The following is a 24,365-nucleotide window of genomic DNA, read 5'->3' on the forward strand; positions in this document are numbered from 1 at the left end:
TGGTGACAGAAGATGTTCAAATAGTAAATAAAAATTAAATATGCTCATAAAATAGATAATAGTGTAAGTGTTTTTTATGATTTTTCTGGCAATAATTTAAAAGAAAACCCAATATTTTCTAAGGATACTCGCCGGTTTGGTAGAATTGCCCACATCGACAAAATTCGACATACATCCTGCGCCAACTTATGGTATAATTTGACTGTAACAGTAACTTTTGCATTGATTTGTCAGTTTTGCCTGGGTGATGTCTTAGTGAAGGCATTGAAATGGGGTGATGAGTCAGGTGGCAAAAGTTTATCGCTTTAAAGCTAAGGAGGAATTAAAAATGGTTACAGTATTTGATGTAGCCGACTACTTTCTTTCCCGTGTTGAACTTGATTCCGGGAGTGTAATGACACATTTGAAACTTCAAAAATTATGCTATTACGTTCAAGCTTGGCATTTAGTTTTTGAAGATAACCCGATGTTTGAAGAGAAGTTTCAAGCCTGGGCTCACGGACCAGCTTGCCCGGAACTGTTTAGCAAATTCAAGGATTATAGATGGAACCCTATACCGCCACCGGATGAATTCGATTCATCTATTTTTAGCGGTACGGAGATTGAAACTATTGAGGCGGTTTGGGAAGCATATGGTCAGTTTGATGGCAAGTACCTTGAGGATTTAACTCACCAGGAAGATCCTTGGATAATGGCGCGAGGGGACTGCCCGCCGGGAGAGAAATGTGAAAACGTTATCAGTTGGAAATCTATGAAAGAGTATTATACAAGGCTGCAAAATGCGTAATATAAAAAGGCCTAAGCCTAAACAGAGCAAAATAACTGAAAAGGCTATTATTGCCCACAACATTGATACAGGGAATAATAACCCTGTGTTTTCTTTTAGGCATGTTTGTGAGAATCACTGCCTTTTATCTACTTGGCAAGCCGGTGAGTTGACTGAGCTTCTGGGTACATTTAAATTGATGGAATCTCTCACGTGGAACCAATTGGTGACAAATCGCCATAAAGGCCTCGATTTTAGGAAAGAGGACAATTATACCAAACCGTTGCCACCGGTAGTGTCACCTGATGTGGATGTATGCCGGGTTAAAGTCTGTGAGAAGAAAAGGTTATGGGGGTATAGAGCAGGTCAGGTGTTTAGAATATTGTGGTTTGACCGTCTTCATGAAGTTGTTCCTTATCATAAACAAAAGAGAAATTAAAAGGCAAAAGACCGGGTTATCCCCGGTCTATTTTTTTATATAACGAAAACCAAACCACCCGCTGAGCGGGTGGTCATGATTTGGGCTCCGTGCACCTAATTCAAACCAACTATCTATTCAGGTTATACTTCAACCTCGAAAAGCAGCAACTTAACCCTGAAAAAGAGGAATTTTGATGGATTTATAAAATTATGTATATATTGGTCAAATTAACCAGACCTATCAATAAATAATAGACTTATTCTACCTTTAACAATCTATCTTCGATATGGACTAGCCTACGTATATGGGGTGACATTGAATATCTTAAAATGCTGCGTGATGAAGGGGGGCATTAGTAATGAGCTTTGCCGAATTCATGGAGGAATATCGAAAAAATTTAACAGATGCATCTACTCTTGAGGAACTACTCCAAGAAGCGAAGCAGAACCACAGAGTACAAAAACTATTGCCGATCTACGTATTGAAAGATAAAGACACCTTTAATAGCATGTTGGAATTAGCAAATAGAGATTCCTTTGCCAGGAAACTTGTTGCACATGCTCGTATGACCGTGAAGACTTTAGAAAGAAACAAAAATACGAAATCATTCGGAATGAAAAGGTTACTTGGACATTTGGCCAATGTAGCCAGGATGTCATTGCCAAGTGACAATCTGCCAGCCCCGGGAGCTAATACGCTCTGCCCGGGGACGGGCTGATGGCACAGCCCTAAGCTTGGGGTCATACTCCGATACCAGAAATGGACTTCGGTTTAATCACCCAAGAATCCCCTGCCTTTAGGCATGGGGAGTGTCAAGTGGGTTCAACATAGATGGGAGGAACTTTTGCCCATCCCTTCATTTTTCCATACTTAATCATATCATCTTGTATTTCTAACTCAGCCTTATATAGGTCTAAAAAGATCTTGCGTAAAGCGTCATTTCTCAGAGTATCTATTACAGCCCTAATATGAGCATCTATCGAATCATCTATGCCTTTGTAAACCACCTGATACATGAACCTATCCTCTAAGGTCTCAGGGTCTATAGGAACCTGTAGGGATGCAGGAGGTCTTTCCGGCATCTGGACTTCATACTTTAATGCTTCCTGTTCCATCATTTGGATCTGTTTTTTAAGAACATTTACCCCTTTGGTCAATAATAACTTAAAATCTAAATCATGCGCAAAAACCAGGAAGAACGCAGTTAATTGGCTTTGAATATATCTGTCATTTATATTGTGCCAAATATGATACGCTTCACTTGTAGAAAGAGATTCTTTTACCCCTTGTTTTGAGGTCTTGTAAGCAGGTGCAACTTCTTCCCACCCTTTTATTTTGCCAAATTTATAAAGAGTTTCAAAATCATCAACATGGGACAACAAAAACTTTTTAAACAGATTTCTAATGTTATCGTTAGTAAGGGTATTTCGCACTGAACTGTTTAGAGAATTCATTTCTGATACCATATCTGCGTACATCCTGTGGTAAATAAACTTGTCAGTAATCTCATCTACGCGAGTTGAAGTCTTTATATCACTGGCAGGTCTTGAAGGGACTTTTATCTTAAACTTTTTTGCGGCTTTTTCAAGTTGTTCAGTCTGTGTTTGAAAGTCTTTTAACAATACTTCCAAGACTATTCCAAAATCTCTGTCATGCACAAAATTTATCAGCATTTGGACTGCTTCGATACTGTTATACCTTGCTCTTAGTAAGTTCCATAAATTAAATGCGGTCTGCACATCGATTTGCTCCAAATTGGAAGTAGATTTCTTGAAAATTGAAATATCCATAATTTCACTCCTTATCTAAGCCCTTATATCTATAATCTCCCTCAATTGCTCTTTTATATTTGTGGTAAAGTATGGATGGATTAAAACTATAAAAATATTTATTCGACATTTGTATTCCTTGCAAACTAGCCTTTTTACCTTTAATATATAATCAAAGGATGTGAATCAATGAAAAAGCCTGTTGATTTTGAAAAAACGGCGACAGAAAACAAGGCTAAGTGTCTTGCAGCTCTGTCTTATCTAGCCGGTTCACGTAAACCCCGACGCAAGCCGCGCAGTGCTGAAGAGAGCATTGGTATTACCATTGCCACTGCGGAAATAGTTCGGAATGCTTATGAAACAGGACGCCTAGTTAAGAAAACTCCAAAAGGATTTGTTCTTAAATGAGTTTAAAAGAAGATATTTTAGCATGTTTGCAAATACAGGACAAAAATAAACGGCAGATTAGTATTGCGGGTATCATAACAAAATCCCTTGAACCTTTGGGCATCATTCCGGTTGTTGTAGGCGGAGCCGCAGTTGAATTTTATACTTTAGGGCAGTATGCAACTATGGATATAGATTTTGTTGGGACTATTAACAACGAAATGAAAGAAGTAATGGCAAGCTTGGGTTTTGAAAGGGAAGGTCGCTACTGGAGAATACCTGGCACAGACATTATGGTTGAATTTCCCTCAGACAAGTTGGTTGGATCAATGGATAAAGTTCAGCCGGTCGAACACAATGGACAGCAAGCTTACTACATAGGAATAGACGATTTAATTCTTAACCGCGTCCAGGAAGCGAAACACTGGAATGATATGGGCTCAAAGGAATGGGCCAGAACGTTAATGGTGGCTCATTATGATGATATCGATTGGAGTTATTGTCATAAAAATGCCAGCAAATTTGGTTGTAGAGATAAGCTTGAAGAAATACAGAAAGAAGCAAAGAAAATAAAAAGGCAGATGGATGAAAAATAATACTTGGTAACACTTAACAGCACTACTTTAAACATAGAGAATCAAGAACTCGCGTTTGTTTTAGCAATACGCTATCCGAGGGGGCCAACTTGATGCCTATTTATGATGAGACTATTCAAAATGTAAAAAGGCAAATAGTTAACAAATTCCATCCCGTAGACGTTATTCTTTTTGGTTCACATGCCAAGGGGTTGGTTAGAAAAAGCAGTGATATAGATATTTGTGTAATAAAAGACACTCAAAATAAAAGGGAATTAATTCAGGATATTTTACTGGAGATTGACTCTGATATCGATTTAGATGTGATAGTGTATACCCCGGCGCAATGGGAAAAGTATAAAGATGATAAAACGATGTTTGCACATGTAATTAATAAGACGGGGGTGAGCATTGTTGGTTGATACAAAAAGGTATAAAGACTGGCGTGACCAATCCAGGTCTCGGGCATCACTTGAAATAAAGCCTTTAGGGGCTTTTTTATTTTGCGCCATGGATGCAGAAAAAATGAAATTGCATCCCGTTATTTGTATTCCTTGCTAACAGGCCCTTTTAACAGTAATATATAATCAAAGGATGTGAATCAATGAAAACGCCTGTTGATTTTGAAAAAACGGCGATGAAGAGAGCATTGGTATTCCATTGCCACCATAAAAATGCCAGCAAGTTTGGTTGTAGAGATAGGCTTGAAGAAATACAGAAAGAAGCAAAGAGGATAAAAAGGCAGATGGATTGCTGGTGCAAGTGAGATATCTAAAAATGGGAGATTATTATATATGACACGACTAAAAACACAAAAAATACCAGAATTAAATGCCTGCTTTTTGCCGAAAGGCTTTGTGATCGAGGATATCCCAAATCAACCAGCGGATGCACTAAGTACATGGCTAGGGGCATTTGAAACTGACAGATACAGGGCCTTATTTCATCTTGGTTTTTTACAGAAGGAGAAATGGTTTTCACCTTCGATTGAATATCTCCATCATATTGCAGAAATGCTGATAAAAAAACTAAGCCAACAGTCAGAAATTGAATTTAACCGGGATGCCGTACAAATTGATTTGTTGGAAGATGAGCTATATCAGCTTAAGGAAGATCTCCCATTTGTCATTGGGATGGAATATGTTAACGATGATTGGATTCGAACGGTATGGGAAGCGTTATTGAATGTTTTCAAGTTGGAAATTAGGAATTATGACGGTACGGTTGCCAGGTATTTCGCCGAGCATAACGCTAATATCAATGTAGTCGGAAGGGTATTTTTTCACTTGGTTGAAAATATGGAAGAGCAGTATCCCTTTGCTTTTATGGCTACCTATTCAACAAAACCGGTGAAAAGCAAGCGCGCGGTACACACACCCCTGAAAAATGCATTAGCAGAATTTGAAGGGGACGAAAAGAAATTACTTTCGCTTATTTCAACGGTTATCAAGGCGGCCGAAAAGAGCAGCTTCATCTCGGAACTACTGGAAAGTGGTGAACTGTTCTCGCCTCTAAAGCTTACAGCAGAAGAGGCGTATACAGTTTTAAAGGAGATAGTGATTTATGAAGAAGCTGGGATTATGTGTCGAGTGCCAGATTGGTGGCGTAAAAGAAACAATTCCATCCGGCTGTCGGTTGCGGTGGGAGAAAAAGAGCCATCCAAGGTTGGCTTAGATGCCATTATGGATTTTTTACCTTCTCTAAATATTGGAGATGAGGTAATCGCAGAGCAGGAATTAAGAGCATTTTTGGACATGGCGGAGGGGCTGGTTCAATATAAGGGAAAATGGGTTGAAGTTAATAAAAGAAAATTGGAAGCTGTGCTTCAGGCCTTTGACAAGGTAAAGGACCTAACAAAAGATGAAATCTTGTCTCTTGGAGATGCCATGAGACTGGAATTAAATATGAATCAGCTATTGGCTGTCTCAACGGATGAGATTGATATATCAGTTTCTAACGGTCAATGGCTCAGAAGGATGAAGGAAAGTCTGATTTATCCCGCTGTAAATAAAAAAGTCAGCGCTGTGCCTTCATTTCATGCAAATTTACGGGTATATCAGGAAACTGGATATCATTGGCTCAATCTGATGTCCCAATTGGGATTTGGCGCCTGCTTGGCAGATGACATGGGACTGGGCAAAACGGTTCAGATGATTGCCTTTTTAGAATATCGCAGAGTCCATAATGGTGGACCGGCGCTTCTTATTCTGCCAGCCTCCCTGATTGGAAACTGGCAGAAGGAAATCGAAAAATTCGCTCCCGAAATGCCTTATCAGATACTGCATAAAAGTGATTTGAAAAGCTCAGAAGCGCTTCAGATCAGGGAGGGGAAATTTTTATATATTACCACTTATGGTATGGCGGTCAGGTTAGAAGCGCTAAAAACCAGACAATGGGAATGTTTGATTTTGGATGAAGCACAAGCCATCAAGAATCCGGGAACCAAGCAGACAAAAGCCATCAAAGCAATCCCCGCTAAAATGCGAATTGCAATGACTGGAACACCGATTGAAAACCGATTAAGTGACCTATGGTCAATATTCGATTTTCTTAATCAGGGGCTGCTGGGAACAACCAAAGAATTTACTGACTTTACGAAGGGGCTTGCTGAAAACATAAGCGGATATGCCAAGTTACGCAAGATGATCCAACCCTTCATATTGAGAAGGCTGAAAACCGATAAAAGTATCATCGCGGACCTGCCGGATAAACTTGAAATTAACGCTTATACTACCTTGTCCAGGAAACAAATTGCCCTTTATAAGCAGCTAATTGAACAGATTTCAAAAAAATTGGAAAAGGCTGAAGGGATTGAGCGAAAGGGGCTTGTCTTAGCCAGCATTATGAAATTCAAGCAAATCTGTAATCACCCGGATCAATATCTGGGCAGAGAAGAATATAAATCAGAACAAAGCGGCAAGTTTGAACAATTGAGAGAAATATGTAAAACGATATACGAGAAAAGAGAACGAGTTCTTATTTTCACCCAATTTAGGGAGATGACTGAACCAATTTCGGATTTTTTAAGTGGCATATTTTCCAAAGAGGGATTCGTGCTTCACGGTGGGACGCCTGTGAAAAGGCGAAATGAAATGGTGAAAGAGTTTAATAGTGAGCATTATGTACCTTATATGGTGCTCTCTCTTAAGGCGGGCGGTGTTGGACTTAATCTGACAGCGGCCAATCATGTCATTCATTTTGACAGATGGTGGAATCCGGCTGTTGAAAACCAGGCCACAGACCGGGCTTTCCGTATTGGCCAGACAAAGAATGTCATGGTGCACAAGTTTGTTACAAAAGGCACCATAGAAGAAAAGATAGATGCTATGATTCAAGAAAAACAGAAATTATCAGGAGATATCTTAAGCTCCAGTGGAGAACAGTGGATCACAGAATACAATAATGAAGAATTGATGAAAATGTTTGCTTTGGGAGGTGACGTATAATGGGTTATTATGGATTCCCAAGGTATGAATCGGTAACAGAAAAAAAAGCAAGGGCGCTTAAGGCGCTGGAGAAACTTAAAAAGAAAAATCCCGAGATTGAACCGGTAATCATAGAAGGGAGAACACTGGCCAGAAGCTGGTGGGGCAAGGCGTGGAATTTGAATCTGGAAAGCTATGCAGACTATGGAAACCGAATCGCCAGGGGTAAAAGCTATGTTCGCAACAATACCGTCCTGGATTTGAAGTTATCTGAAGGGAAGGCAGCGGCCAAGGTGCATGGCAGCAGAGCAAAGCCCTATGATGTAAATATCCGAATCGATACTTTAAGCAGTGAGAAATGGGAGCAGGTCACGGCATTATGCAATCATAGAATCGATTCACTCGAACAACTGGTTGAGGGGAAATTTCCTGAGGAATTAGCGGTTTTATTTACAGAAAGAAAGTATGGTATGTTTCCATCACCTAAAGAAATCCATTTTGACTGCAGCTGTCCTGACTGGGCCAGCATGTGCAAGCATGTGACCGCAGTATTATATGGCATAGGCGCCAGATTGGATTTGAATCCCATGCTCTTTTTCGAGCTCAGGGGTTTGGATGGGCAAGAACTTGTCAGAAAATCAATTGAACGAAAACTGGAAAGCATGCTGAAAAATGCAGGTAAGAAAAGCAAGCGAGAAATTGCAGATGAGGATATATTAGATATATTCGGGCTCTGAACAAGCTTGCCACAATGAAAGAAAAGATAGTGACTTTTCCCGGCTGTACTGCATATATTCATATATAACCGGAGGTCTTTACTCTTGCACTAAGGGGGGTTATTTATGCAATTCTTTCAATGGCAGCCTGCAAAGGAAACCTTTGTTGCTGTCACGGCTGGGCTCGTGATTATTTTTTTGTCTGTATTGATGCTTCCTTTCAGCCCCGATAGCTGGATTCGTATTGTGATTCACGATATTGGCATGGTCGGTCTGGCCGGAATCCTGTTTCCCCTGTTATACATACAAAGGTCAGGCCGCAGCTTTGCTGAATTTGGCCTGACTCTTCACAGATGGCAGGTATTTACACCCATCAACCTCATTCTCGGTCTGTTTCTGCTGGGCATATTTGTATATTGGGTGCCGCCTGAGGGTTTCCGATTTGACCCTGATACGGCGCTGACAATGCTGTTAATATTGTGTACCGGGGTTTTTGAAGTAATCTTCTTTTACGGTTTTTTGCGAACCCTGTTTGAACAGGCCTTTGGATTAATTCCTGCAGTATTATTAACCGCCGGGTTTTATTCTTTCCACCACATTGGTTTCCAGCCCGAATTCCTGCTCCTCTTCTTTGTCGGCCTAATGTATGCTTTGGTTTACCGGGCGGGCAGCAGTGTATTGCTGATATATCCATTCTTTTGGGGGGTTGGCGCATCATATAATGTTTTAATCCAGTCCGGGGAAGTAGCAGCTATTATGTATCCTGAGATTCGCTTAATGTACTTATCCGTATTTGTCATATTGATTCCTGTATGGGTATGGCTTAAGTCACGAAAATACAACCTAAATGGCTAAAAAGTATGGTATCCGCTGAGCAGCTGGCCCAGTGTTCTGGGATAATGGTTTTCGGCCGTCCAATTGGCCACATATTTCGGCTTGATGACTGGTGACACTTCTAAGAGCTTATTCCGGTCAAACATCTCCCCAATAGGTACGAGTTCAAGTTTTACCGGTATCTTCAATTTGCCGGACAAAAAGGCCCGGGCGGAAGCGGTATCAGCGCCCGGGTGCTCACTTTCGGCCCTGATTACCAAACCGCTGCCGGTAACCCCTATCATCCACAGTGAACCAATAAGGTCATCCGGAGTTTGCAGGACAGCTTCCTGTAAATCTCCCGGTATTATTGTGGTGCCGTTAATTTCCAGCCTGTCACTGTAACGTCCCAGGTGCTGCAAAATTTGACCGGTGCGGCCGCAGGAACAGGAACCGGAGGGGGTTAGGGTGACGATATCTCCGGTCACATAACGTACCAGGGGACAGGCTTCCAGGGTCAGGGTGGTCACAGCCAAAATGCCTCGTTCCCCGGGAGGGACGGGTTTATTTGTTACTGGATGCAAAACCTCCAGCAGAAAGTGGTCTTCGGCAGCATGAAGCCGGCCTGCGGAACAATCGGCCGCAATGTTGCCGTTTTCGGTTGTCCCATACATATTATAGACCCTGGCATTCCAGAGTTTCTCGATCAGCGCTTTCCGGGAATCTGTCAGCATTTCACCGGCCACACAGAAACCCCGGAGATGGGGGAAATCCCTGGCGGGGTCATATCCCATGAGTTTGGCAGTTTCAGCCAGCAGTATGGCCTCCAGGGGCAGGCAGCCAATAACTGTGGCCTTCAGTTTATGCAGAAGTTTGATTACCCTGGTGTGTGGGCTGACAACCGTACGGCTGCTGACGGGAACGACACATGCCCCGCGTTTTTTGGCAGCAGACTGGACAATATGTGCCGGGTCAGATATGGCATAAGGGAAGCGGACCAGTACCGTGTCCCCAGGGCTAAAATCAATGGCACAGTACTCAATCTGCTGGGTCCACCGGGCAAAATCAGCAGCTGTCAGCCAAACGGAAATCGGCTCTCCGGTTGTCCCAAAAGACTCGTGATACTCAACCACCTGCTCCGGGGATACCGCCAAAGTCCCCAGGGGAGCGCTTTGGCGCAGTTCTTCCTTGGTGGTAACGGGAAACTGCACAATTTCTTCAAGGGTATTGATTTGTAACGGGCAGCCGCTGTGTTTCCGGCGATACAGCTCTGCACTGCGGCACCTGTACAGGGCTTGGTTGAAACGCTCCAATTGCAGTATTTTTAATTTCTCCGGACTGAGAAACAGGTTTTCATGAATTTCTTGCATTTCTAACGCCTCACATACTTAGAGTCAGCTCAATATATAGAGCCTTGTGCCCTAAAGCCCCTGACCTTGGGGCAGGGGCTTTACGCATCAGGTAGTTATAAATTTGTTTTTGCTCTGGCTATACTTCGTTTTTCTCTTGCTTTTTGGTTGCGTTGAAATACTGACTGGGATCATATTTCGGATCATATTTTGGTTTGGCGGCCTTCTTTTGTTTCTTTTGATAAGCAGCGGTGTATGATACTCCCGACGGGTATTTATCCCCTCTGACAGATCCATCGAGACCATACTGCTTGAACAGTTCTACCAACTTATCTTTTAATTCTTCAGCCTTTGGAGTGCCCTGCACGTCTGCATTAATTGAAAGCATTATCTTCATTGTAAAACCCCCTTTCATTCAGGAAATTACTTTAAAACTGACTGTGTCTATATCGGCATATTTATCTGCTTCCAGACCGAATACCACAAATGACAATTGGGCTTTGACTGCACCTTCCGGTGCAGGGCAAGTGGCAAAGGATATGGGAGAATAAGATCCTGTTTCCAGGGTGCTTAATTTCACTCCGCCGGAAGAAGGGATTCCCAGTGGTGTATTGTTACTGTTCAGGAATGTTACTGTTGTTGCCAGAAAACCGGCGCTGGAGTTGGTAGCCGCCTGATAGCTGACTTCATACCTTTGCTCGGGTTTTATCTCCATTTCGGTTGTTTGCATCACTCCTGACATTGGTGATAAGAAACGGGCCATATAATTCTTCTTCACACCTTTTGCCTCAGCTTCAGCTCCCTTTTGATGGGCGGGAACAAGGTCAATATCACCGAAAATCTTACTCCAGCCGTCTTTGGTGGGTTTAAAATACTTTTCACCGTTTTTCGACATATTCATTCCGGCAAACATGGTTTGCCATTGATCCTGACTGGGTATAGGGAATTCCGGCTTTTTCTTTTTCGGCATTTTGAATTTCTCCTTTCAAACAAATCTGATGTAACGGTATGCCGAATTGCAATATTGCATAGTTACATAATCATGCTACATAATATTATAAATCCATGAGAATTGTGATTTTAAAGTGAAATTAGTTGTTTTAATCAGAAGTTAATTATGGCAATCTTCTCACTGCGCTGTCTCAGGGGCTTTTGGTCAAGGATTTGCCGGATTATGCGGGCTAAACGGGCCGGGTCGGGATGCTGGAACAGGTTTCGGCCTATAGCCACACCCCTGGCGCCGGCTGCTGTTGATTCTTCAATCATGTCCAGGAGTTCGTTCACTGATGACATTTTGGGTCCTCCAGCGATGACTACCGGAATTTTTACCGCACCGGTAACCTCGGCAAAGGTTTCCGCCGAACCGGTATAATTAACCTTCACAATATCAGCCCCGACTTCTTCGGCCAGCCGGGCTGCATGCTTAATTTTAGCCGGGTCGTATTCGCTTTCTTTATTGCCGTCCCGCACATACATCATGGCCAGCAGCGGCATACTCCAAGATGCACAGCTATCCGCTATCATCCCAAGGTCTTTCAGCATTGCCGGTTCACCGGCGCTCCCCAAATTGACATGGACCGATACTGCTGTAGCCCCAAGGCGGATGGCGTGCTCAACGGAGGAAACCAATTCTTTGCGGTTGGGGTCCGGCGCCAGGGATGTTGAGGCTGAGAGGTGCACAATTAACTCACAGCCATTTGCTCCCAGGCAGTCGGTTATTTGGTTCACCAGTCCCTTGTGGACCACCACGGCATCGGCTCTTCCCGCCCGGATCAGCCCTGCCATTAAAGGCATATCCGTTAACCCTTGTACCGGACCGACAGTAACCCCGTGGTCCATTGGTGCAATAAATAAGCGGTCCGAATGCTTGAACAGACGTTTCAGACGAATTTGTTTCCCTGTCATGATAAAACTACCTCCTAGTTGGCTCCGGAAATGACCGCGGAATATGGTGAAGTGTGGAAAATCAGTACAACACTTCACCATATTTTTCATTCCCGGTCATTTCCGGGAGCCTAGAATTATTTTTCTATAATGGTCTCATTAACCTTGATGCCCACATGCCGGCCCGGTTCACATACATAGGCCAGAAGCTGGTCTCCCGGCCTGATAAGGCTGGCATTCATCGGGCAGCCGTCAGCCCCCATGACCCGGATATGCCAATCGTCCTGAACGATAACATTAATTTCTTTGCCGGCTGCTTCTCCTTTGATTAAGAGCAGGGGCCTGACCTCCATCTTAACCCGGCCCACGGTCAGGGTTCGCGAAATCCCCTCTGTGTTGACACACAGCACCTTGCTTCCGGCGGCCAGGTCACTGAGGTACTCGGCAGCATTGCCGGGCATCCAGATATAGGAGTGGATGGCGCCGGCATTTACCCGGAAAGGACGCAGGTTCATATATGGCAGGTAGTGGGTTTCGGAACAGACAAAGATGCCACCCTGAGAAGTTGAGCCTACCAGCATCCCTTCGTTTTGTGCCATCATTGCCGTAGTGTCAATACAGGCTCTTAAGCCCATGCCGATATTGCGGACTTCACTGACTGTCATTGAATTGAGGTCAATATTTCCCACATCCTGACCATCCAGGCAGGCGCTGACTTTCATAATTTCATTAATATCGGTACTGGAAAACAGGACGCCATCACTGCCTTTTTCCAGCACACCGAAAACCACTTCAGTTTCTGCAAAGGTGGTTACCTGTTTCAGGAGTACAGTGCTGCTGTCCTGCAGCCGGGCAATAATCAATTCCAGGGGAATGTTGGTGGGGAGGTCAAAGTCCACAATGAGATAGTCATATTTCAGGGCATCCTGCCAGGACTGTTCCAGGGCCTCCTTTCCTGAAACAGAGATGCAAATACAGGTTTGGCATCCCTGCGTTTTTGCCAGATACAGGAGATTCTGATCGGTTGAAAGTACTGTTTCCCCGGTGTTGACCACATTTAAGTCTACTTGATTACTGATTTCCGTAATCAGTTCTGTTTTCAAAGGAAATTTTTCCGAAAGGCGCTGTTCGCTATTGACGACTATTTTCCGGATAGGGGAGTTATTTATCAGGCTCCAAATGTCCTGGCGTTCCGGGGGAACTTTTCGGCCATCAAACCATATTTGCCGTGAACTTGTCTCTCTGTTTTTATCCGCCAATGGTATCAACTCCCAAAATGTTGTTAGTGAAAGCCTGCCAAAAAATACTTAAAAAATACTTATGGTAACTTTCCATAATATTTTATTCAGCGAGGCGGCAGACGTTCACCATTTCTTATGTTAACGAATAAATATTATATTAGAGCGAAAGTGTTAAATTATCATGGAGGAGGCAGAACAGTGGCTGATAAACATGATCAAAGGCCTGAAGCGGACAGTTTTACCACAGCGGTAAATCTGCACAATACCGGTGTTGACGGTGATAAGGATGCGGTTAAAAAGGCCCATAAAATGTTTAAGAAAATATGTGCCGATAATCCCGGGGACTGCTTGGCCGAAGCCTACCTGGGAAGCGCTACGGCCTTGCTGGGGCGTGATGAAATAGAACCTAACAGGAGGTTTAAACTGGCCCTTGACGGCCTGAAGATACTGGACCGTGCTGTTTCCAAGGAGCCGGATAACATAGAAATACGCATTTTGCGGGGGTTTGTCTGCCACAGGCTGCCGGAAATATATTTCCACCGCCTGGGGACCGCAATAGAGGATTTCACCTATGTCATCTCCAGATATGAAAGAAATAAAAAACTATTGAAGCGCGATTTTTACTGTAAGCTTCTTTTCGAACTGGGTATTGATTATAAGCAGTTGGAGCGCATCGAGGAGGCACATTTAACCTGGCAAAAACTCTTATCTGTTACCAGTGACCCTGATTATGTTGAGCTCCTTAAACGAGAAGGGTTTGAGGCCGGCAGTGAGACCTCAGGCAGACCCAGGTTCAGAGGCTTCAGATGGAGATAACCAGGCAAAGTAACCTAATATTTGCTGAGGGAGGCAGAACAATGACTTACACAGGCAAAGCTCCGAGTGAGTCTTTTGCTGCAGCCGTAGAGCTTCATGACCTTGGGGTTAAGGGGGATCAGGAAGCTGTTCCAAAGGCCTGCCGGATGTTCGAAAAAATGTGGTCGGAAAATCCGGACCAGCATCTGGCTGAAGCATATTTAGGAAGCGCCACGGCTTTATTGGGCAGAGACCACGCGGATCTTGACGAAAAGTTCCGGCTGGCTGTTGCCGGGTTAAAGCTGTTGGATTCCGCTGTATCCAAGGATGAACATAATGTTGAGATTCGCATCCTGCGGGGGCATGTATGCTTCAACCTTCCCGAGATGTACTTTCACCGGCTGCATACCGCGGTTGAAGACTTCGAGTTTTTGGTTTCTTGTTACCGGCGCAATAAGCGGGTTTTTTCCAAGGAGTTTTATGTGGAAACCATATTTAATTTAGGGTCAGCCTACAAGCAGTTGGGGCGGGATGAGGAAGCTGAAGCGGTATGGAAAAAACTCCTCTTTCAGACCAGGGACCCCAAATACCTAAACCGGCTCAGACAGGAGGGAATCCATATTCCCCAGTGGATGACAGGTTTCGGTCAAAGGCTGGGGCAGGGACCGGGGCTCAGGCTGGGACAGAGGCTGGGGGCTGTGGAAGCGCCTGAAAGCTCAAAAAAGCTGGAAGAAGCCCGGGAAATGCACCGGCGGGCAGCTTCCGGGAGCAAGGAAGAAGTGGCTGCGGCTTTGGCGTATTTTGAAAAAGCGGTCAGGGAAGACCCCGGCAATAACCTGTTCAGGGCTTACCATGCTGATTGCCTGTCAATGGCGGGACGTGTATCTGATGATCATGCCCTGTTATTTGGCAATGCCATCAAAGCCCTGATCGATTTAGACAAGGCCGTTAACGGAAATCCGGAAAATATCCAAATCCGGCTTTTACGGGCCAACCACAGCCATCGGCTGCCTGAACAGTTTTTCCGCCGCTCGGCTACAGCCATGGGGGATTATGAGTATTTGCTGCAGCGTTATCAGGAGGATCAGACCATTTTTGACCAAAAAACCTGGCTTGGGATTCAAGAAAAGCTGGGCCAGGTTTATGAGCGGCTGGAAATGAAGGAAGAAGCCGGAATGGTCTGGGAGAAACTCCATGACCTGACAGGTGAGAAAAAATACCTGCATCAACAAAACCCGGAGGAAATTGATTTTGATGCGGAAAAGGTCAAGGGGATGAACTGGAAACAGGTGCTGCAGGAAGGGATCAGGCTGCATGACCTTGGGGTGGCAGGTAATAAAAAAGCGGCCAGGATAGCCAAAGCCTTACTGGAAGGGGTATCTAAAGCCAAGCCCGGGAATCTTTTGGCCAAGGCTTATTATGGCAGCAGCCTGGCTTTGACGGGATGGTATTCCCCAAATCCCGGAGATATGTTCGGAAATGGCATTAAGGGTTTTAAAATTGTCAAGGAGGCAGCCGAACGTGATCCCAACAACCTTCAATTAAGAATTTTACGCGGCTACATGGCTTATAACCTGCCGGAAAACTTTTTTCACATGACCGGATTGGCTGTCAAGGATTTCAGGTTTTTGATTCAGGCTTATAAAAAGGATCAGAGTATTTTCCCCAAAGAATTTTACCGGCAGGTTCTTTATGACCTGGGAGCGGCCTACCAGAGAATTGGCGAGACCGGTCGGGCCCGGAAGGTGTGGGCATCACTGGAGGGGAAATCCCAGGATTCTGAGTAATCAGCGGTAATCAAAAAATAATCGGGAGAGGGGTAAATTATTGTGGCCTCCAAGTTTGAAAAGAGAATGTCACAGATGAATAAACCGGCGGTACTGGAAAAGTATTTTACCGATGAAAATTTTCCAGATAAAAACATGACTCCGGTTCAGATTGCAGATTTTCAACGGGATGCACTCAAAGAGATAGTAACCCGGGCTTATGAAAAGTGTGAGTTTTATCGAAATAGAATGAAAAATGCGGGAGTAACCCCAAAGGATATTAGAGAGCTGTCAGACTTAAGCAAACTGCCATTTGTAACCAAGGAAGAATTGCGGGGCGACCCGTGGAAGCTTTTGACCTGTGACCGGGAGGATGTTGCCTTGGTGAGTGTTTCCACCGGTACTACAGGTGGTGAAGAGGTCTATATTCCCTATACCTGGAGGGATTACTACCCTAATGAAATGGCGCCGGGTTACCCGGAGTTGGTGCCCATTGAGCGCGGGGACCTGTGTATCAATGCCCTGCCTTATGAAATGAGTTCGGCAGGCCTGTCCTTTCATAAAACCTTCATGGATGCCTGCCAGGCAACGGTAATGCCTGCCGGTAAGGGAGGGGCCTATTCTACCCCGGAAAAGACTGTCAAGGTAATGCGGGATTTAGGGCCGACAGCAGTTATCACGACCCCGTCATGGGCCATTACCCTGGCTGAAGCAGCAGAAGAGGCGGGATTTGCCATACCGGACTTGAACCTGAGAAAGATGTGGCTGACGGGTGAAGGGTGTTCTCCTTCATTCCGGAAAAGGGTAGAAAAAATATGGGGCGCCACCGCCAACTGCTACTATGGTTCCCTTGAGGTCGGCGGAATAGGAGTCGAGTGTGATGCTCACGACGGCTATCACCTGCTGCTGGGCCATGTAATTGTAGAAATCATTGACCCTGAAACAGGTGAAGTCCTTGAACCGGGGGAAATCGGGGAAATAGTGGCCACCTGCCTGCTTCGCTTCGATACCCCCCTGCTAAGATACCGGACCCGTGATTTGGGTTATATTGAACCCAATCCCTGCAGCTGTGGGGTGGCCTTACCAAGACTATTCCTGAGAGGGAGACTGGTTGACCAATTAGAAATTCAGGGAGTCTCTTTTTCACCTTATTATTTTGAAGAATTCCTCATGAGGCTTCCTGAGGTGGGCAACTGGTATCAGTTTATTGCCAAAACCAAGGGTTCTGACAGACTGAAAATACGTGCTGAAATGGCCACGGGTGTCAAGGCCTCACCACAGCTTGCGGAAAAGCTGGCCAGTAAGATGGAGTATGGGATTGGCATCCCCTGCGAATTTGAGCTGTTGGAAAAAATCCCCCGCACACAGCAAAAAACCGTAAGGGTAGTCTGGGAGGATGATTAAAAATGAAAATTACTGATGCCCATGCCCACATTTCTGACACTGTTTACGGCAATGTGGGGCTTTACCTGGAACAGATTAAGGAGGCTGGGATTGCAGAAGGTGTGGTTGTCCCCGGAGGCATGCTTGATGTGAGGAAAATGACCGACTATATTACCGGCCGTGCCCAACCCGAGAATCCGGTTCCGGATAATTCCTATGTGCAGCAATCCTGCAAGGCTCATCAGGAATCGCTTTGGGGCCTGATTTGTGTTGACCCGCATGACGATAATGCCCTGGAAAATCTGGAGAACGGCCTTAAATCAGGATACCGGGGCCTAAAGCTCTCACCCATGAGCCACCAGTTTTCCTTTGCCGCCAAGGCTGTTGCCAACCTGGCAGCCTGCTGCGGAGAATATGGTTTTCCGGTATATACTCATGTGGTATACAGTCCCGGCGCTGCCACAGCCCGGTTTGTCACCCTGGCCCGCCAGTTCCCCAAAACCAACTTCATCCTGGGCCACATGGGTTTTGGGCCGGCAGATGTGGAAGGTCTTGAGGCTGCGGCTGTCCTGGATAATTTGTACCTGGAAACCTCAACAGGTAATTTTCTGCATCTCCAGGAATCTGTAAAACGGGCCGGGGCCGGGAAGATAGTGTATGGTTCTGAATTCCCGTTGAGTCACCCCAAGGCTGAGTTAGAAAAAATTTTACTACTGAAACTGCCTGCAAGTGACCGGGAAAAAATCCTTGGCGGGAATATCCGGACCCTGCTGGGCATTAGTTAAATCAAGAGTATAAAAGGCATTGAATTATGCAAGAGAATTGGGACTAAGACTGGTATTTTAATCCTGCCCATTGACAAAAGGTATATCAAAGTGATATCATAAATATATCAAAAACAGATAAAGCGATAGGGGGCAGGTTTTATGAATGAGATTAAGGCGTGGAAGGTTAACGGTTTTTTGGCAGTGTTCATTTTTATGGCATTGATGGCGGCAGCAGTTGCAGCATTCATTGCTTTTAAGCCGGTAACGGGTGTTCTGTTTGTGATAGTTGCTTCCATTCTGGCTTCGGGAGTAATTGTTGTCCAGCCGAACAAGGCTTTGGCCATGACCTTTTTTGGAAGGTATCTTGGTACTGTCAGAGACAGCGGGATGTGGCTCACAGTACCGCTCTGTATCAGGAAAAAGGTTTCCCTCCGGGTGCGCAATTTCAACAGCGCTAAACTGAAGGTGAATGATGTTGAGGGCAATCCTGTTGAAATTGCTGCTGTTGTTGTTTTTAAAGTAGTGGATTCAGCAAAAGCCCTGTTTGATGTTGATGATTATGAGGAATTTGTGGAGATACAGAGTGAAACGGCATTACGCCATGTTGCGACACGGTATCCGTATGACAGCTTTGAAGATGACGGAGGTTATTCGCTGCGGGGAAATGCAGAAGAGGTTGCTGCCGAACTTGGAACTGAACTGCAGGTACGTCTTTCAGTGGCCGGGGTTGAGGTAATTGAAGCCCGGCTGACCCACCTGGCTTATGCAACTGAGATTGCTCATGCTATGCTCCAGAGGCAGCAGGCATCAGCGATTGTTTCCGCAAGGAAAAAAATTGTCGAAGGGGCTGTTGGTATGGCTCAGATGGCTATAGAACAGCTGATTAGGGATGATGTCGTGGAACTGGATGAAGAGCGGAAAGTTGCTATGGTAAATAACCTGCTGGTAGCCATTGTTTCTGAACGGGCAGCACAGCCTGTGATAAACACAGGAAGCCTGTACTGACAGGCAGCGGATATGGCCGGTAAAAAAAAGAGCTTTCCGCTCAGAATCGACCCCGTGCTTTATGAAACGCTGGAACACTGGGCTGCTGATGAACTGCGCAGTGTAAATGCCCATATTGAATTCCTGCTTCGTGAATCAGCCAAAAAGGCTGGAAGACTGAAAGGGACTATTAAAGCCAAAGATACAGAACCAGACAATTGAGGCTGCCCGCCAGGGCAGCCTCAATTGGTCATTGGGCTCCTTCAAGAGGTGTTTCAAAGTAGATGCTGGTACTGGGAAAGGCCACAGATACACCCTCTGATTCCAGGATTTCCATTATTCGGAAGTTGATGTCTTCTTTAACTTTCAGGTATTCAGCCCAGTTTGTTGTATTAGTGAAGAAATAAAGAAAAATGTCCAGGCTGCTTTCATTAAAAGAATCAAACCTCACCAGGATAAAATCCTTGTTTATTTCGGGATGGGATTCCAGCATGGAACGGATGTTTTGCACACATTTTTGCAGCTTTTCACGCGGTGTGGAATATGTAACTCCCAGGTTAAAAGTGATGCGCCTGATGCCCATGCGGGTCCAGTTCGTTATCGGTTCATTAACGAGAGTAGCATTTGGGACGGTAACCAGAGCTTGGGCGAAGGTCCTTATTCTGGTGCTTCTGAAATTGATGTCTTCAACAATTCCTTCAACACTTGGGGTATGAACCCAGTCTCCCATAGAAAAGGGTTTGTCTGTTATAATTACTATTCCCCCGAATATGTTGGATACCGTATCTTTGGCAGCCAGTGCGAAGGCCAAACCTCCCAGTCCCAGACCGGCAATAAAACTGTTGATATCATAATCCCATTCCTGAGCCACAATAGTCAGAGCCAGCGCGACTATAATTACTTTGAAGACCTTTGACAGGAAGGGCATCAGTATTTTGTCAATTTCCCGTCCAAATATCTTTTCCAGGTCATCCTGCAGGAGGTCATAGCTCCCTGCGAGGCTATAGAATCCGGATGCTGCCAGAATTATCAGCCCTGAGCGAAAAATCTTTAACAGCATCAGGTCAAATCCGGGACCTAAGGGCAGGTAAGCCAATGCCAGGTAAAATCCCAATAGAACCAATAACCAGCGCAGCGGCTTTTGAAAAGAAATAATAATATGGTCATCAAAAGCAGTTTTGGTTTTACCGGATACACGGGTGAAAATACGAATTATAAAGCCGGAAAGAGTGTTTTTGAACACCATAAAAAAGGTTAAAATAGCGATCGCTGTCAACAGATCCACGGTTAATCCGGGTGTCAGTTTGTTTAGGAACCAATAGTTGATAGTTTTCAGGAAATCCAGTTTTTCGAGCAAAATCATCCCCCCTGTACTTTATTCAAAGCCTTTTTAAACATATACGCCGGTATTAGGATGATTCCTTTTATTTTTTGGCTCCGTAAATCCAAAGAAGCCTTCACACAAGGCAAAGGCTTCTTTAGGTTATGAGTTACTGCTGCTTCTGCTGCTGGATTTTGTACTGTGGTTCCTGCTGCTCAACATAATTGACACGACCTTTAAGGGAATTGGAGATCGTTTCAACCTGGCCGCTCAGATCATTGAACATCTGCTTCGCATTCTGGTCGTTGGTTTCCAGGGCAAATGTTTTCAGGTTGGCTGCTGCGCCTTCCAGGCTGGCCAGGGTTTGATGGATTTTATCTCCTACTGTCAAAATAAATAACCTCCTATTTGAAAACTATTATTTTGAGACAGTATTATCTTTTACTTATAAAACTCATAGAATACTTATATTATATTGAAATGTATTTCCACTTCAAATCTTAGGGAGATTTCCTTGAATTCATCCAGGTTGAGCAAAGTCCGGTCGCCATTATAATATGTAAAATTCCAGGGACGCCTATTATATTTTCGGTATCTTTCACTGCCAAAATATTCTACAAGCAAATCTCCTGCCTGAGAACCGGAGACTGTCAGCCTGAATTTTTTCCAGGTGGTATAACTGCTGTGCATAACCAAAAACAACTCCTTAAAAATGTAATTAATGACAAAATAAACTAGTAAAACTATTTTACACCATATTAACGCTTGTGGCAAGTATTAAAAACGCTTATTGGGTATAAGATATTATTTAATGATATGGTAATATTTAACCCGATAGCTGTCAGATGCATGAATTTTGTTGATTCAATAAGGAGTTGACATCATGAATTATAGAATGATGGGTGAACGGATCCGCAAACAAAGGATATTCAATAAAATGACTCAGGAAAATTTGGCCGAGAAAGCCAATATTTCTGTATCTTTTTTGGGTCAAATAGAGAGAGGCGACAGAAAGCCCAGTCTGGAGACAGTCGTAAACATTGCTAATTCATTGGGTGTCACTGTTGATCAGTTATTAACAGACAGCTATAAGATTGCCCCCAAATCCCTTGTCGATGAACTGGCTTTTTTGGTCCGGGAGAAATCAGAACATGAAATCAGAACAGTTATCGAAGTTACCAAAACGATAATCAAGCATAACAAAAAGGATTAAAGGGATGGAATTTGATCGGATGGAATAAAGTACCGGTTAACCCTTAGCTGGAAATTGGTGATAATATGAGGAGGAGAATCTCATTCTTCTGAAATCCCTAAATTCCACCTCTTAGGGGTGGTTTTTTTGTCTCTGCTGCTTTGACTTTTGCAGATGAAAGTAATAAAATGAAAATGTGAAAACTGTAACATTCCTACTTGGTAGGCCAAGAGCCCTTTCTAAAGGGCTCTTTTTTATATCCATTAGCTCCCACCACGAAGACTCCCACTTCATAAAGTGAGACTGCATTCAAAAAAGGAGGGGTGAAAGATGTGTGAAGAGGCTTGTATTAATTGTCAACAGTGCGAGGAATACAAGAACGGATGTCACGGTCAGATAGGCAGTTTTAATGATGAGATGTGCCCCACACCAATCATTGATGAACAGAGAATAGTCAGTTAGCTTATATGTTACAATTAACTTCATCCAAATAGAGGATGAGGTTTTTTTATGCATTTTTTCAGGGCAGCGATGCTTAATATACTCAGGTTGAATAAGAGCGCCGGTTAAGGTAAAACTAACTAAAAATAAACTGATGACCGGAGTAAAAATGATTATACACATATCAAATATGTTCAAATTTTATGGTCTCAAAAACACCCGGGTTTCGGCCTTGAAGCACATCAGCCTGGACATAGCCTCAGGTGAAATGTTGTCTATAATGGGACCGTCAGGTTCAGGTAAATCAACTCTGATGAATATTCTCGGATGTCTTGACCGCCCCACTTCTGGGGTCTATGAATTTAAAGGCAGGGATATCAGCAGTCTCAATGATAATGAACTGGCAGTCCTCCGCAATCAATATATAGGATTTGTTTTCCAGAACTTTAACCTGCTTTCCAGGTCAACAGCGCTTGCCAATGTCGAGCTTCCCATGGTTTATGCCGGAATCACTGCCCGGAAGAGGCGTAATGTAGCTAAGGAACTCCTGGAGGTTGTGGGCTTGAAGGATAGGATGAATCACTACCCCAATGAACTTTCAGGGGGACAGAAGCAGAGAGTGGCAATTGCCAGGGCATTGGTCAACCATCCTGCAGTTCTCCTGGCAGATGAGCCGACGGGTAATCTGGACACCCGGTCTGGAACTGAAGTTATCAAGCTTTTTGATACCCTGAACAGTATTGGGGTTACGGTTGTTGTGGTGACACATGACAGTGATGTGGCTGTTCAGACACGGAGAATAGTTTATGTCAGAGATGGGGAAATTGTCTCTGATGTTTCGGGCGGCAGAATTAAAAAAGACCAAAGGGTAATTCCTGATGAAATACGACCCGGAGTTTTGAGCTTTGAAAAACCTCATGAGTGGAATGGCAGGGATGGTTTTTGAAAATATTTGAAGCATTGAGGATAGCTTTGCGCGGCCTGGTTTCAAATAAAATGAGGTCACTTTTAACTATGCTGGGTGTAATTATAGGTGTCGGTTCAGTTATTACCTTGGTTTCCATTGGCGAAGGTGTCAAATCATCCATTTCCGACCAAATCCAGGGCCTTGGTTCAAACTTGGTTCTGGTCACTCCAGGGAAGGGCGCTGTGGGCATGAATGCCAGCTCCATGGGGGCCGCGGTTAGCGAACTTTCATATGAGGATGCCCTTGCAGTCGAACGTAATTCAGATGCGGTAAAAAGTGTGGCACCTCTGATTGAAAGTGGCGCTAATGTTGAATATCAGGGTGAGACAAAAGCGACTCTTTTAAGCGGGACAACAGCAAGTTATGGAGAAGTCCGTAATTCCCCATTGGCTGCCGGTGACTTTTTTACAATCGGAGACATTAGGGGTTACAGGCATGTGGCAGTAATCGGTGACACCGTGAGCCGGAAAATATTTGGCCGCGAAAACCCGGTGGGCAAGAATATCATGTTAAATAAAGCTGGTTTTGAGGTCATTGGGGTAATGGAGAAAAAAGGTCCTACCCTAACGATTGATAATGATGACAGGGTATTTATACCAATAACTGTAGCCGAAGAAATGCTTGATACCAATCAGGTGAATATGATGTTTGTCCAGGCGGACGGGCCGGAGTTGGTCAGCACGGCAGTTGCAGAAACCAGGAGGATTATCGGCAGCAGGCACAAGAAAAACGATTTTGTGGTCAGTGAACAGGAAGATATCCTGAATACCTTTCAGGGAATTATGGGGACCCTGACCGGAATGCTGGGAGGAATTGCCGGGGTTTCACTGGTGGTGGGCGGGATAGGTATCATGAATATCATGCTGGTGACAGTTACGGAAAGGACCCGTGAAATCGGAATCAGGAAGGCGGTGGGAGCCAAAAAAAGAGATATTATGTTTCAGTTTTTACTGGAGTCAATATTTATTAGCGCCCTTGGCGGGCTGCTGGGTGTTGCTGCCGGGTTTTTGGGAGCCCTGCTGCTTGGCCGGGTCATTCCCAGGCTGCCGACGGTAATTTCTCCCTGGTCGATAGCAGCTGCCTTTATATTTGCGCTGCTTGTGGGCTTGTTCTTCGGGATTTATCCTGCGCGTAAGGCTGCGCGTCTGGACCCTATTCATGCCCTAAGGTATGAGTGATGCCTTGACATTACAGTTAAAATATATATAATAATATTGTGGTACAAATCAAATAGGCTTTTTGTGGGCGAGTAGTTCAGTGGGAGAACGCTTCCTTGACACGGAAGAGGTCGGAAGTTCAATTCTTCTCTCGCCCACCAATTGGATTATCAAAGCTTGCGGTTAATTTCCGCAAGCTTTTTTAACGTTTGCATTTGAAACTAATAGGAAGGAAATATCTCATTT

29 protein-coding genes and 1 tRNA gene are annotated in these 24,365 nt (G+C 44.4%); 21 read left to right on the plus strand and 9 right to left on the minus strand.

The annotated features are described in order from the left end of the window. Positions 1-286 precede the first annotated feature (286 nt). The 3 genes from Ga0451573_RS09910 (at position 287) to Ga0451573_RS09915 (ending at position 1,905) form a co-directional block, all read left to right on the plus strand. Positions 287-787, plus strand: a complete 501-nt coding sequence (locus Ga0451573_RS09910) for a Panacea domain-containing protein (protein ID WP_231683806.1) — start codon at positions 287-289, stop codon at positions 785-787. Beyond that, positions 780-1,205 (plus strand): MAG6450 family protein, encoded by a 426-nt coding sequence (locus Ga0451573_RS20295; protein ID WP_353740074.1) that lies wholly within the window; start codon positions 780-782, stop codon positions 1,203-1,205. Before Ga0451573_RS09910 ends, Ga0451573_RS20295 begins: the two co-directional genes overlap by 8 nt. A gap of 340 nt (positions 1,206-1,545) precedes the next feature. Then, positions 1,546-1,905, plus strand: coding sequence for a hypothetical protein (locus tag Ga0451573_RS09915; protein ID WP_231683808.1), 360 nt, complete (start codon positions 1,546-1,548; stop codon positions 1,903-1,905). Between the two features lie 94 nt (positions 1,906-1,999). Here the strand turns inward: Ga0451573_RS09915 and Ga0451573_RS09920 are convergent, their stop codons facing one another. Then, a complete protein-coding gene (locus tag Ga0451573_RS09920) occupies positions 2,000-2,977 on the minus strand; it encodes a DUF3231 family protein (RefSeq protein ID WP_231683809.1) in 978 nt (325 codons plus the stop codon). 168 nt (positions 2,978-3,145) lie between these two features. On the opposite strand from Ga0451573_RS09920, the gene Ga0451573_RS09925 reads away from it, so the two are divergent. The 7 genes from Ga0451573_RS09925 (at position 3,146) to Ga0451573_RS09955 (ending at position 8,914) form a co-directional block, all read left to right on the plus strand. Then, complete coding sequence (locus Ga0451573_RS09925) at positions 3,146-3,364, plus strand: hypothetical protein (RefSeq protein ID WP_231683810.1); 219 nt, start codon at positions 3,146-3,148, stop codon at positions 3,362-3,364. Further along, complete coding sequence (locus tag Ga0451573_RS09930) at positions 3,361-3,939, plus strand: UbiD family decarboxylase (RefSeq protein ID WP_231683811.1); 579 nt, start codon at positions 3,361-3,363, stop codon at positions 3,937-3,939. The genes Ga0451573_RS09925 and Ga0451573_RS09930 overlap by 4 nt, the downstream gene beginning before the upstream one ends. 92 nt (positions 3,940-4,031) lie before the next feature. Further along, positions 4,032-4,340, plus strand: coding sequence for a nucleotidyltransferase domain-containing protein (locus Ga0451573_RS09935; protein ID WP_231683812.1), 309 nt, complete (start codon positions 4,032-4,034; stop codon positions 4,338-4,340). A gap of 182 nt (positions 4,341-4,522) precedes the next feature. After that, positions 4,523-4,684, plus strand: coding sequence for a hypothetical protein (locus Ga0451573_RS09940; RefSeq protein WP_231683813.1), 162 nt, complete (start codon positions 4,523-4,525; stop codon positions 4,682-4,684). 28 nt (positions 4,685-4,712) lie between these two features. After that, positions 4,713-7,364, plus strand: coding sequence for a DEAD/DEAH box helicase (locus Ga0451573_RS09945; protein ID WP_231683814.1), 2,652 nt, complete (start codon positions 4,713-4,715; stop codon positions 7,362-7,364). After that, entirely contained in the window at positions 7,364-8,080 is a 717-nt protein-coding gene (locus Ga0451573_RS09950) for an SWIM zinc finger family protein (RefSeq protein ID WP_231683815.1), read from the plus strand. Before Ga0451573_RS09945 ends, Ga0451573_RS09950 begins: the two co-directional genes overlap by 1 nt. A gap of 105 nt (positions 8,081-8,185) precedes the next feature. Next, on the plus strand, positions 8,186-8,914 hold the full coding sequence (locus tag Ga0451573_RS09955; protein ID WP_231683816.1) for a CPBP family glutamic-type intramembrane protease: 729 nt from the start codon (positions 8,186-8,188) through the stop codon (positions 8,912-8,914). On the opposite strand, the gene Ga0451573_RS09960 is transcribed toward Ga0451573_RS09955, so the two are convergent. From Ga0451573_RS09960 to Ga0451573_RS09980, 5 genes are all read right to left on the minus strand, one after another. Then, entirely contained in the window at positions 8,911-10,242 is a 1,332-nt protein-coding gene (locus tag Ga0451573_RS09960; protein WP_231683817.1) for a phenylacetate--CoA ligase family protein, read from the minus strand. The genes Ga0451573_RS09955 and Ga0451573_RS09960 overlap by 4 nt on opposite strands. A gap of 118 nt (positions 10,243-10,360) precedes the next feature. Next, positions 10,361-10,618 (minus strand): hypothetical protein, encoded by a 258-nt coding sequence (locus Ga0451573_RS09965; RefSeq protein WP_231683818.1) that lies wholly within the window; start codon positions 10,616-10,618, stop codon positions 10,361-10,363. Positions 10,619-10,636: 18 nt separating this feature from the next. Further along, entirely contained in the window at positions 10,637-11,191 is a 555-nt protein-coding gene (locus Ga0451573_RS09970) for a hypothetical protein (RefSeq protein ID WP_231683819.1), read from the minus strand. A 134-nt stretch (positions 11,192-11,325) separates the two neighbouring features. Then, positions 11,326-12,126 (minus strand): 2-amino-3,7-dideoxy-D-threo-hept-6-ulosonate synthase, encoded by an 801-nt coding sequence (locus Ga0451573_RS09975; RefSeq protein ID WP_231683820.1) that lies wholly within the window; start codon positions 12,124-12,126, stop codon positions 11,326-11,328. A 116-nt stretch (positions 12,127-12,242) separates the two neighbouring features. Beyond that, positions 12,243-13,364 (minus strand): 3-dehydroquinate synthase II domain-containing protein, encoded by a 1,122-nt coding sequence (locus Ga0451573_RS09980; protein WP_231683821.1) that lies wholly within the window; start codon positions 13,362-13,364, stop codon positions 12,243-12,245. A 180-nt stretch (positions 13,365-13,544) separates the two neighbouring features. Between Ga0451573_RS09980 and Ga0451573_RS09985 the strand changes: the two genes are divergently transcribed. From Ga0451573_RS09985 to Ga0451573_RS10010, 6 genes are all read left to right on the plus strand, one after another. Beyond that, positions 13,545-14,162, plus strand: coding sequence for a hypothetical protein (locus Ga0451573_RS09985; protein WP_231683822.1), 618 nt, complete (start codon positions 13,545-13,547; stop codon positions 14,160-14,162). 41 nt (positions 14,163-14,203) lie between these two features. Then, the gene (locus tag Ga0451573_RS09990; protein WP_231683824.1) at positions 14,204-15,928 is read left to right on the plus strand and encodes a tetratricopeptide repeat protein; all 1,725 of its coding nucleotides are present in this window, start codon (positions 14,204-14,206) and stop codon (positions 15,926-15,928) included. Positions 15,929-15,970: 42 nt separating this feature from the next. Continuing rightward, positions 15,971-17,311 (plus strand): phenylacetate--CoA ligase family protein, encoded by a 1,341-nt coding sequence (locus Ga0451573_RS09995; RefSeq protein ID WP_231683825.1) that lies wholly within the window; start codon positions 15,971-15,973, stop codon positions 17,309-17,311. A 2-nt stretch (positions 17,312-17,313) separates the two neighbouring features. Further along, complete coding sequence (locus Ga0451573_RS10000; protein ID WP_231683826.1) at positions 17,314-18,075, plus strand: amidohydrolase family protein; 762 nt, start codon at positions 17,314-17,316, stop codon at positions 18,073-18,075. A gap of 141 nt (positions 18,076-18,216) precedes the next feature. Continuing rightward, a complete protein-coding gene (locus tag Ga0451573_RS10005) occupies positions 18,217-19,062 on the plus strand; it encodes an SPFH domain-containing protein (protein WP_231683827.1) in 846 nt (281 codons plus the stop codon). Between the two features lie 12 nt (positions 19,063-19,074). Continuing rightward, positions 19,075-19,263, plus strand: coding sequence for a type II toxin-antitoxin system antitoxin (locus Ga0451573_RS10010; protein WP_231683828.1), 189 nt, complete (start codon positions 19,075-19,077; stop codon positions 19,261-19,263). Between the two features lie 28 nt (positions 19,264-19,291). Here Ga0451573_RS10010 and Ga0451573_RS10015 read toward each other — a convergent pair whose 3' ends face one another. The 3 genes from Ga0451573_RS10015 to Ga0451573_RS10025 form a co-directional block, all read right to left on the minus strand. Beyond that, the gene (locus tag Ga0451573_RS10015) at positions 19,292-20,398 is read right to left on the minus strand and encodes a mechanosensitive ion channel family protein (protein ID WP_231683829.1); all 1,107 of its coding nucleotides are present in this window, start codon (positions 20,396-20,398) and stop codon (positions 19,292-19,294) included. Positions 20,399-20,531: 133 nt separating this feature from the next. Beyond that, positions 20,532-20,753 carry a DUF1657 domain-containing protein gene (locus Ga0451573_RS10020; protein WP_231683830.1) on the minus strand — a complete coding sequence of 74 codons (222 nt, stop codon included), beginning with the start codon at positions 20,751-20,753 and terminating at the stop codon, positions 20,532-20,534. 74 nt (positions 20,754-20,827) lie between these two features. Then, the gene (locus Ga0451573_RS10025) at positions 20,828-21,052 is read right to left on the minus strand and encodes a hypothetical protein (RefSeq protein WP_231683831.1); all 225 of its coding nucleotides are present in this window, start codon (positions 21,050-21,052) and stop codon (positions 20,828-20,830) included. A 193-nt stretch (positions 21,053-21,245) separates the two neighbouring features. Here Ga0451573_RS10025 and Ga0451573_RS10030 point away from each other — a divergent pair, with 193 nt between their 5' ends. The 5 genes from Ga0451573_RS10030 (at position 21,246) to Ga0451573_RS10045 (ending at position 24,280) form a co-directional block, all read left to right on the plus strand. After that, positions 21,246-21,575, plus strand: coding sequence for a helix-turn-helix domain-containing protein (locus tag Ga0451573_RS10030; protein WP_231683833.1), 330 nt, complete (start codon positions 21,246-21,248; stop codon positions 21,573-21,575). A 309-nt stretch (positions 21,576-21,884) separates the two neighbouring features. Continuing rightward, the gene (locus Ga0451573_RS19800) at positions 21,885-22,016 is read left to right on the plus strand and encodes a hypothetical protein (protein ID WP_269438203.1); all 132 of its coding nucleotides are present in this window, start codon (positions 21,885-21,887) and stop codon (positions 22,014-22,016) included. Positions 22,017-22,164: 148 nt separating this feature from the next. Then, positions 22,165-22,941 (plus strand): ABC transporter ATP-binding protein, encoded by a 777-nt coding sequence (locus Ga0451573_RS10035; RefSeq protein WP_269438204.1) that lies wholly within the window; start codon positions 22,165-22,167, stop codon positions 22,939-22,941. Then, the gene (locus Ga0451573_RS10040; RefSeq protein WP_231683834.1) at positions 22,938-24,140 is read left to right on the plus strand and encodes an ABC transporter permease; all 1,203 of its coding nucleotides are present in this window, start codon (positions 22,938-22,940) and stop codon (positions 24,138-24,140) included. The genes Ga0451573_RS10035 and Ga0451573_RS10040 overlap by 4 nt, the downstream gene beginning before the upstream one ends. Positions 24,141-24,205: 65 nt before the next feature. Continuing rightward, positions 24,206-24,280: transfer RNA gene (locus Ga0451573_RS10045), tRNA-Val, on the plus strand. Positions 24,281-24,365 lie beyond the last annotated feature (85 nt).

This window comes from Phosphitispora fastidiosa (genome assembly GCF_019008365.1).
Lineage (GTDB): Bacteria > Bacillota > Thermincolia > Thermincolales > UBA2595 > Phosphitispora > Phosphitispora fastidiosa.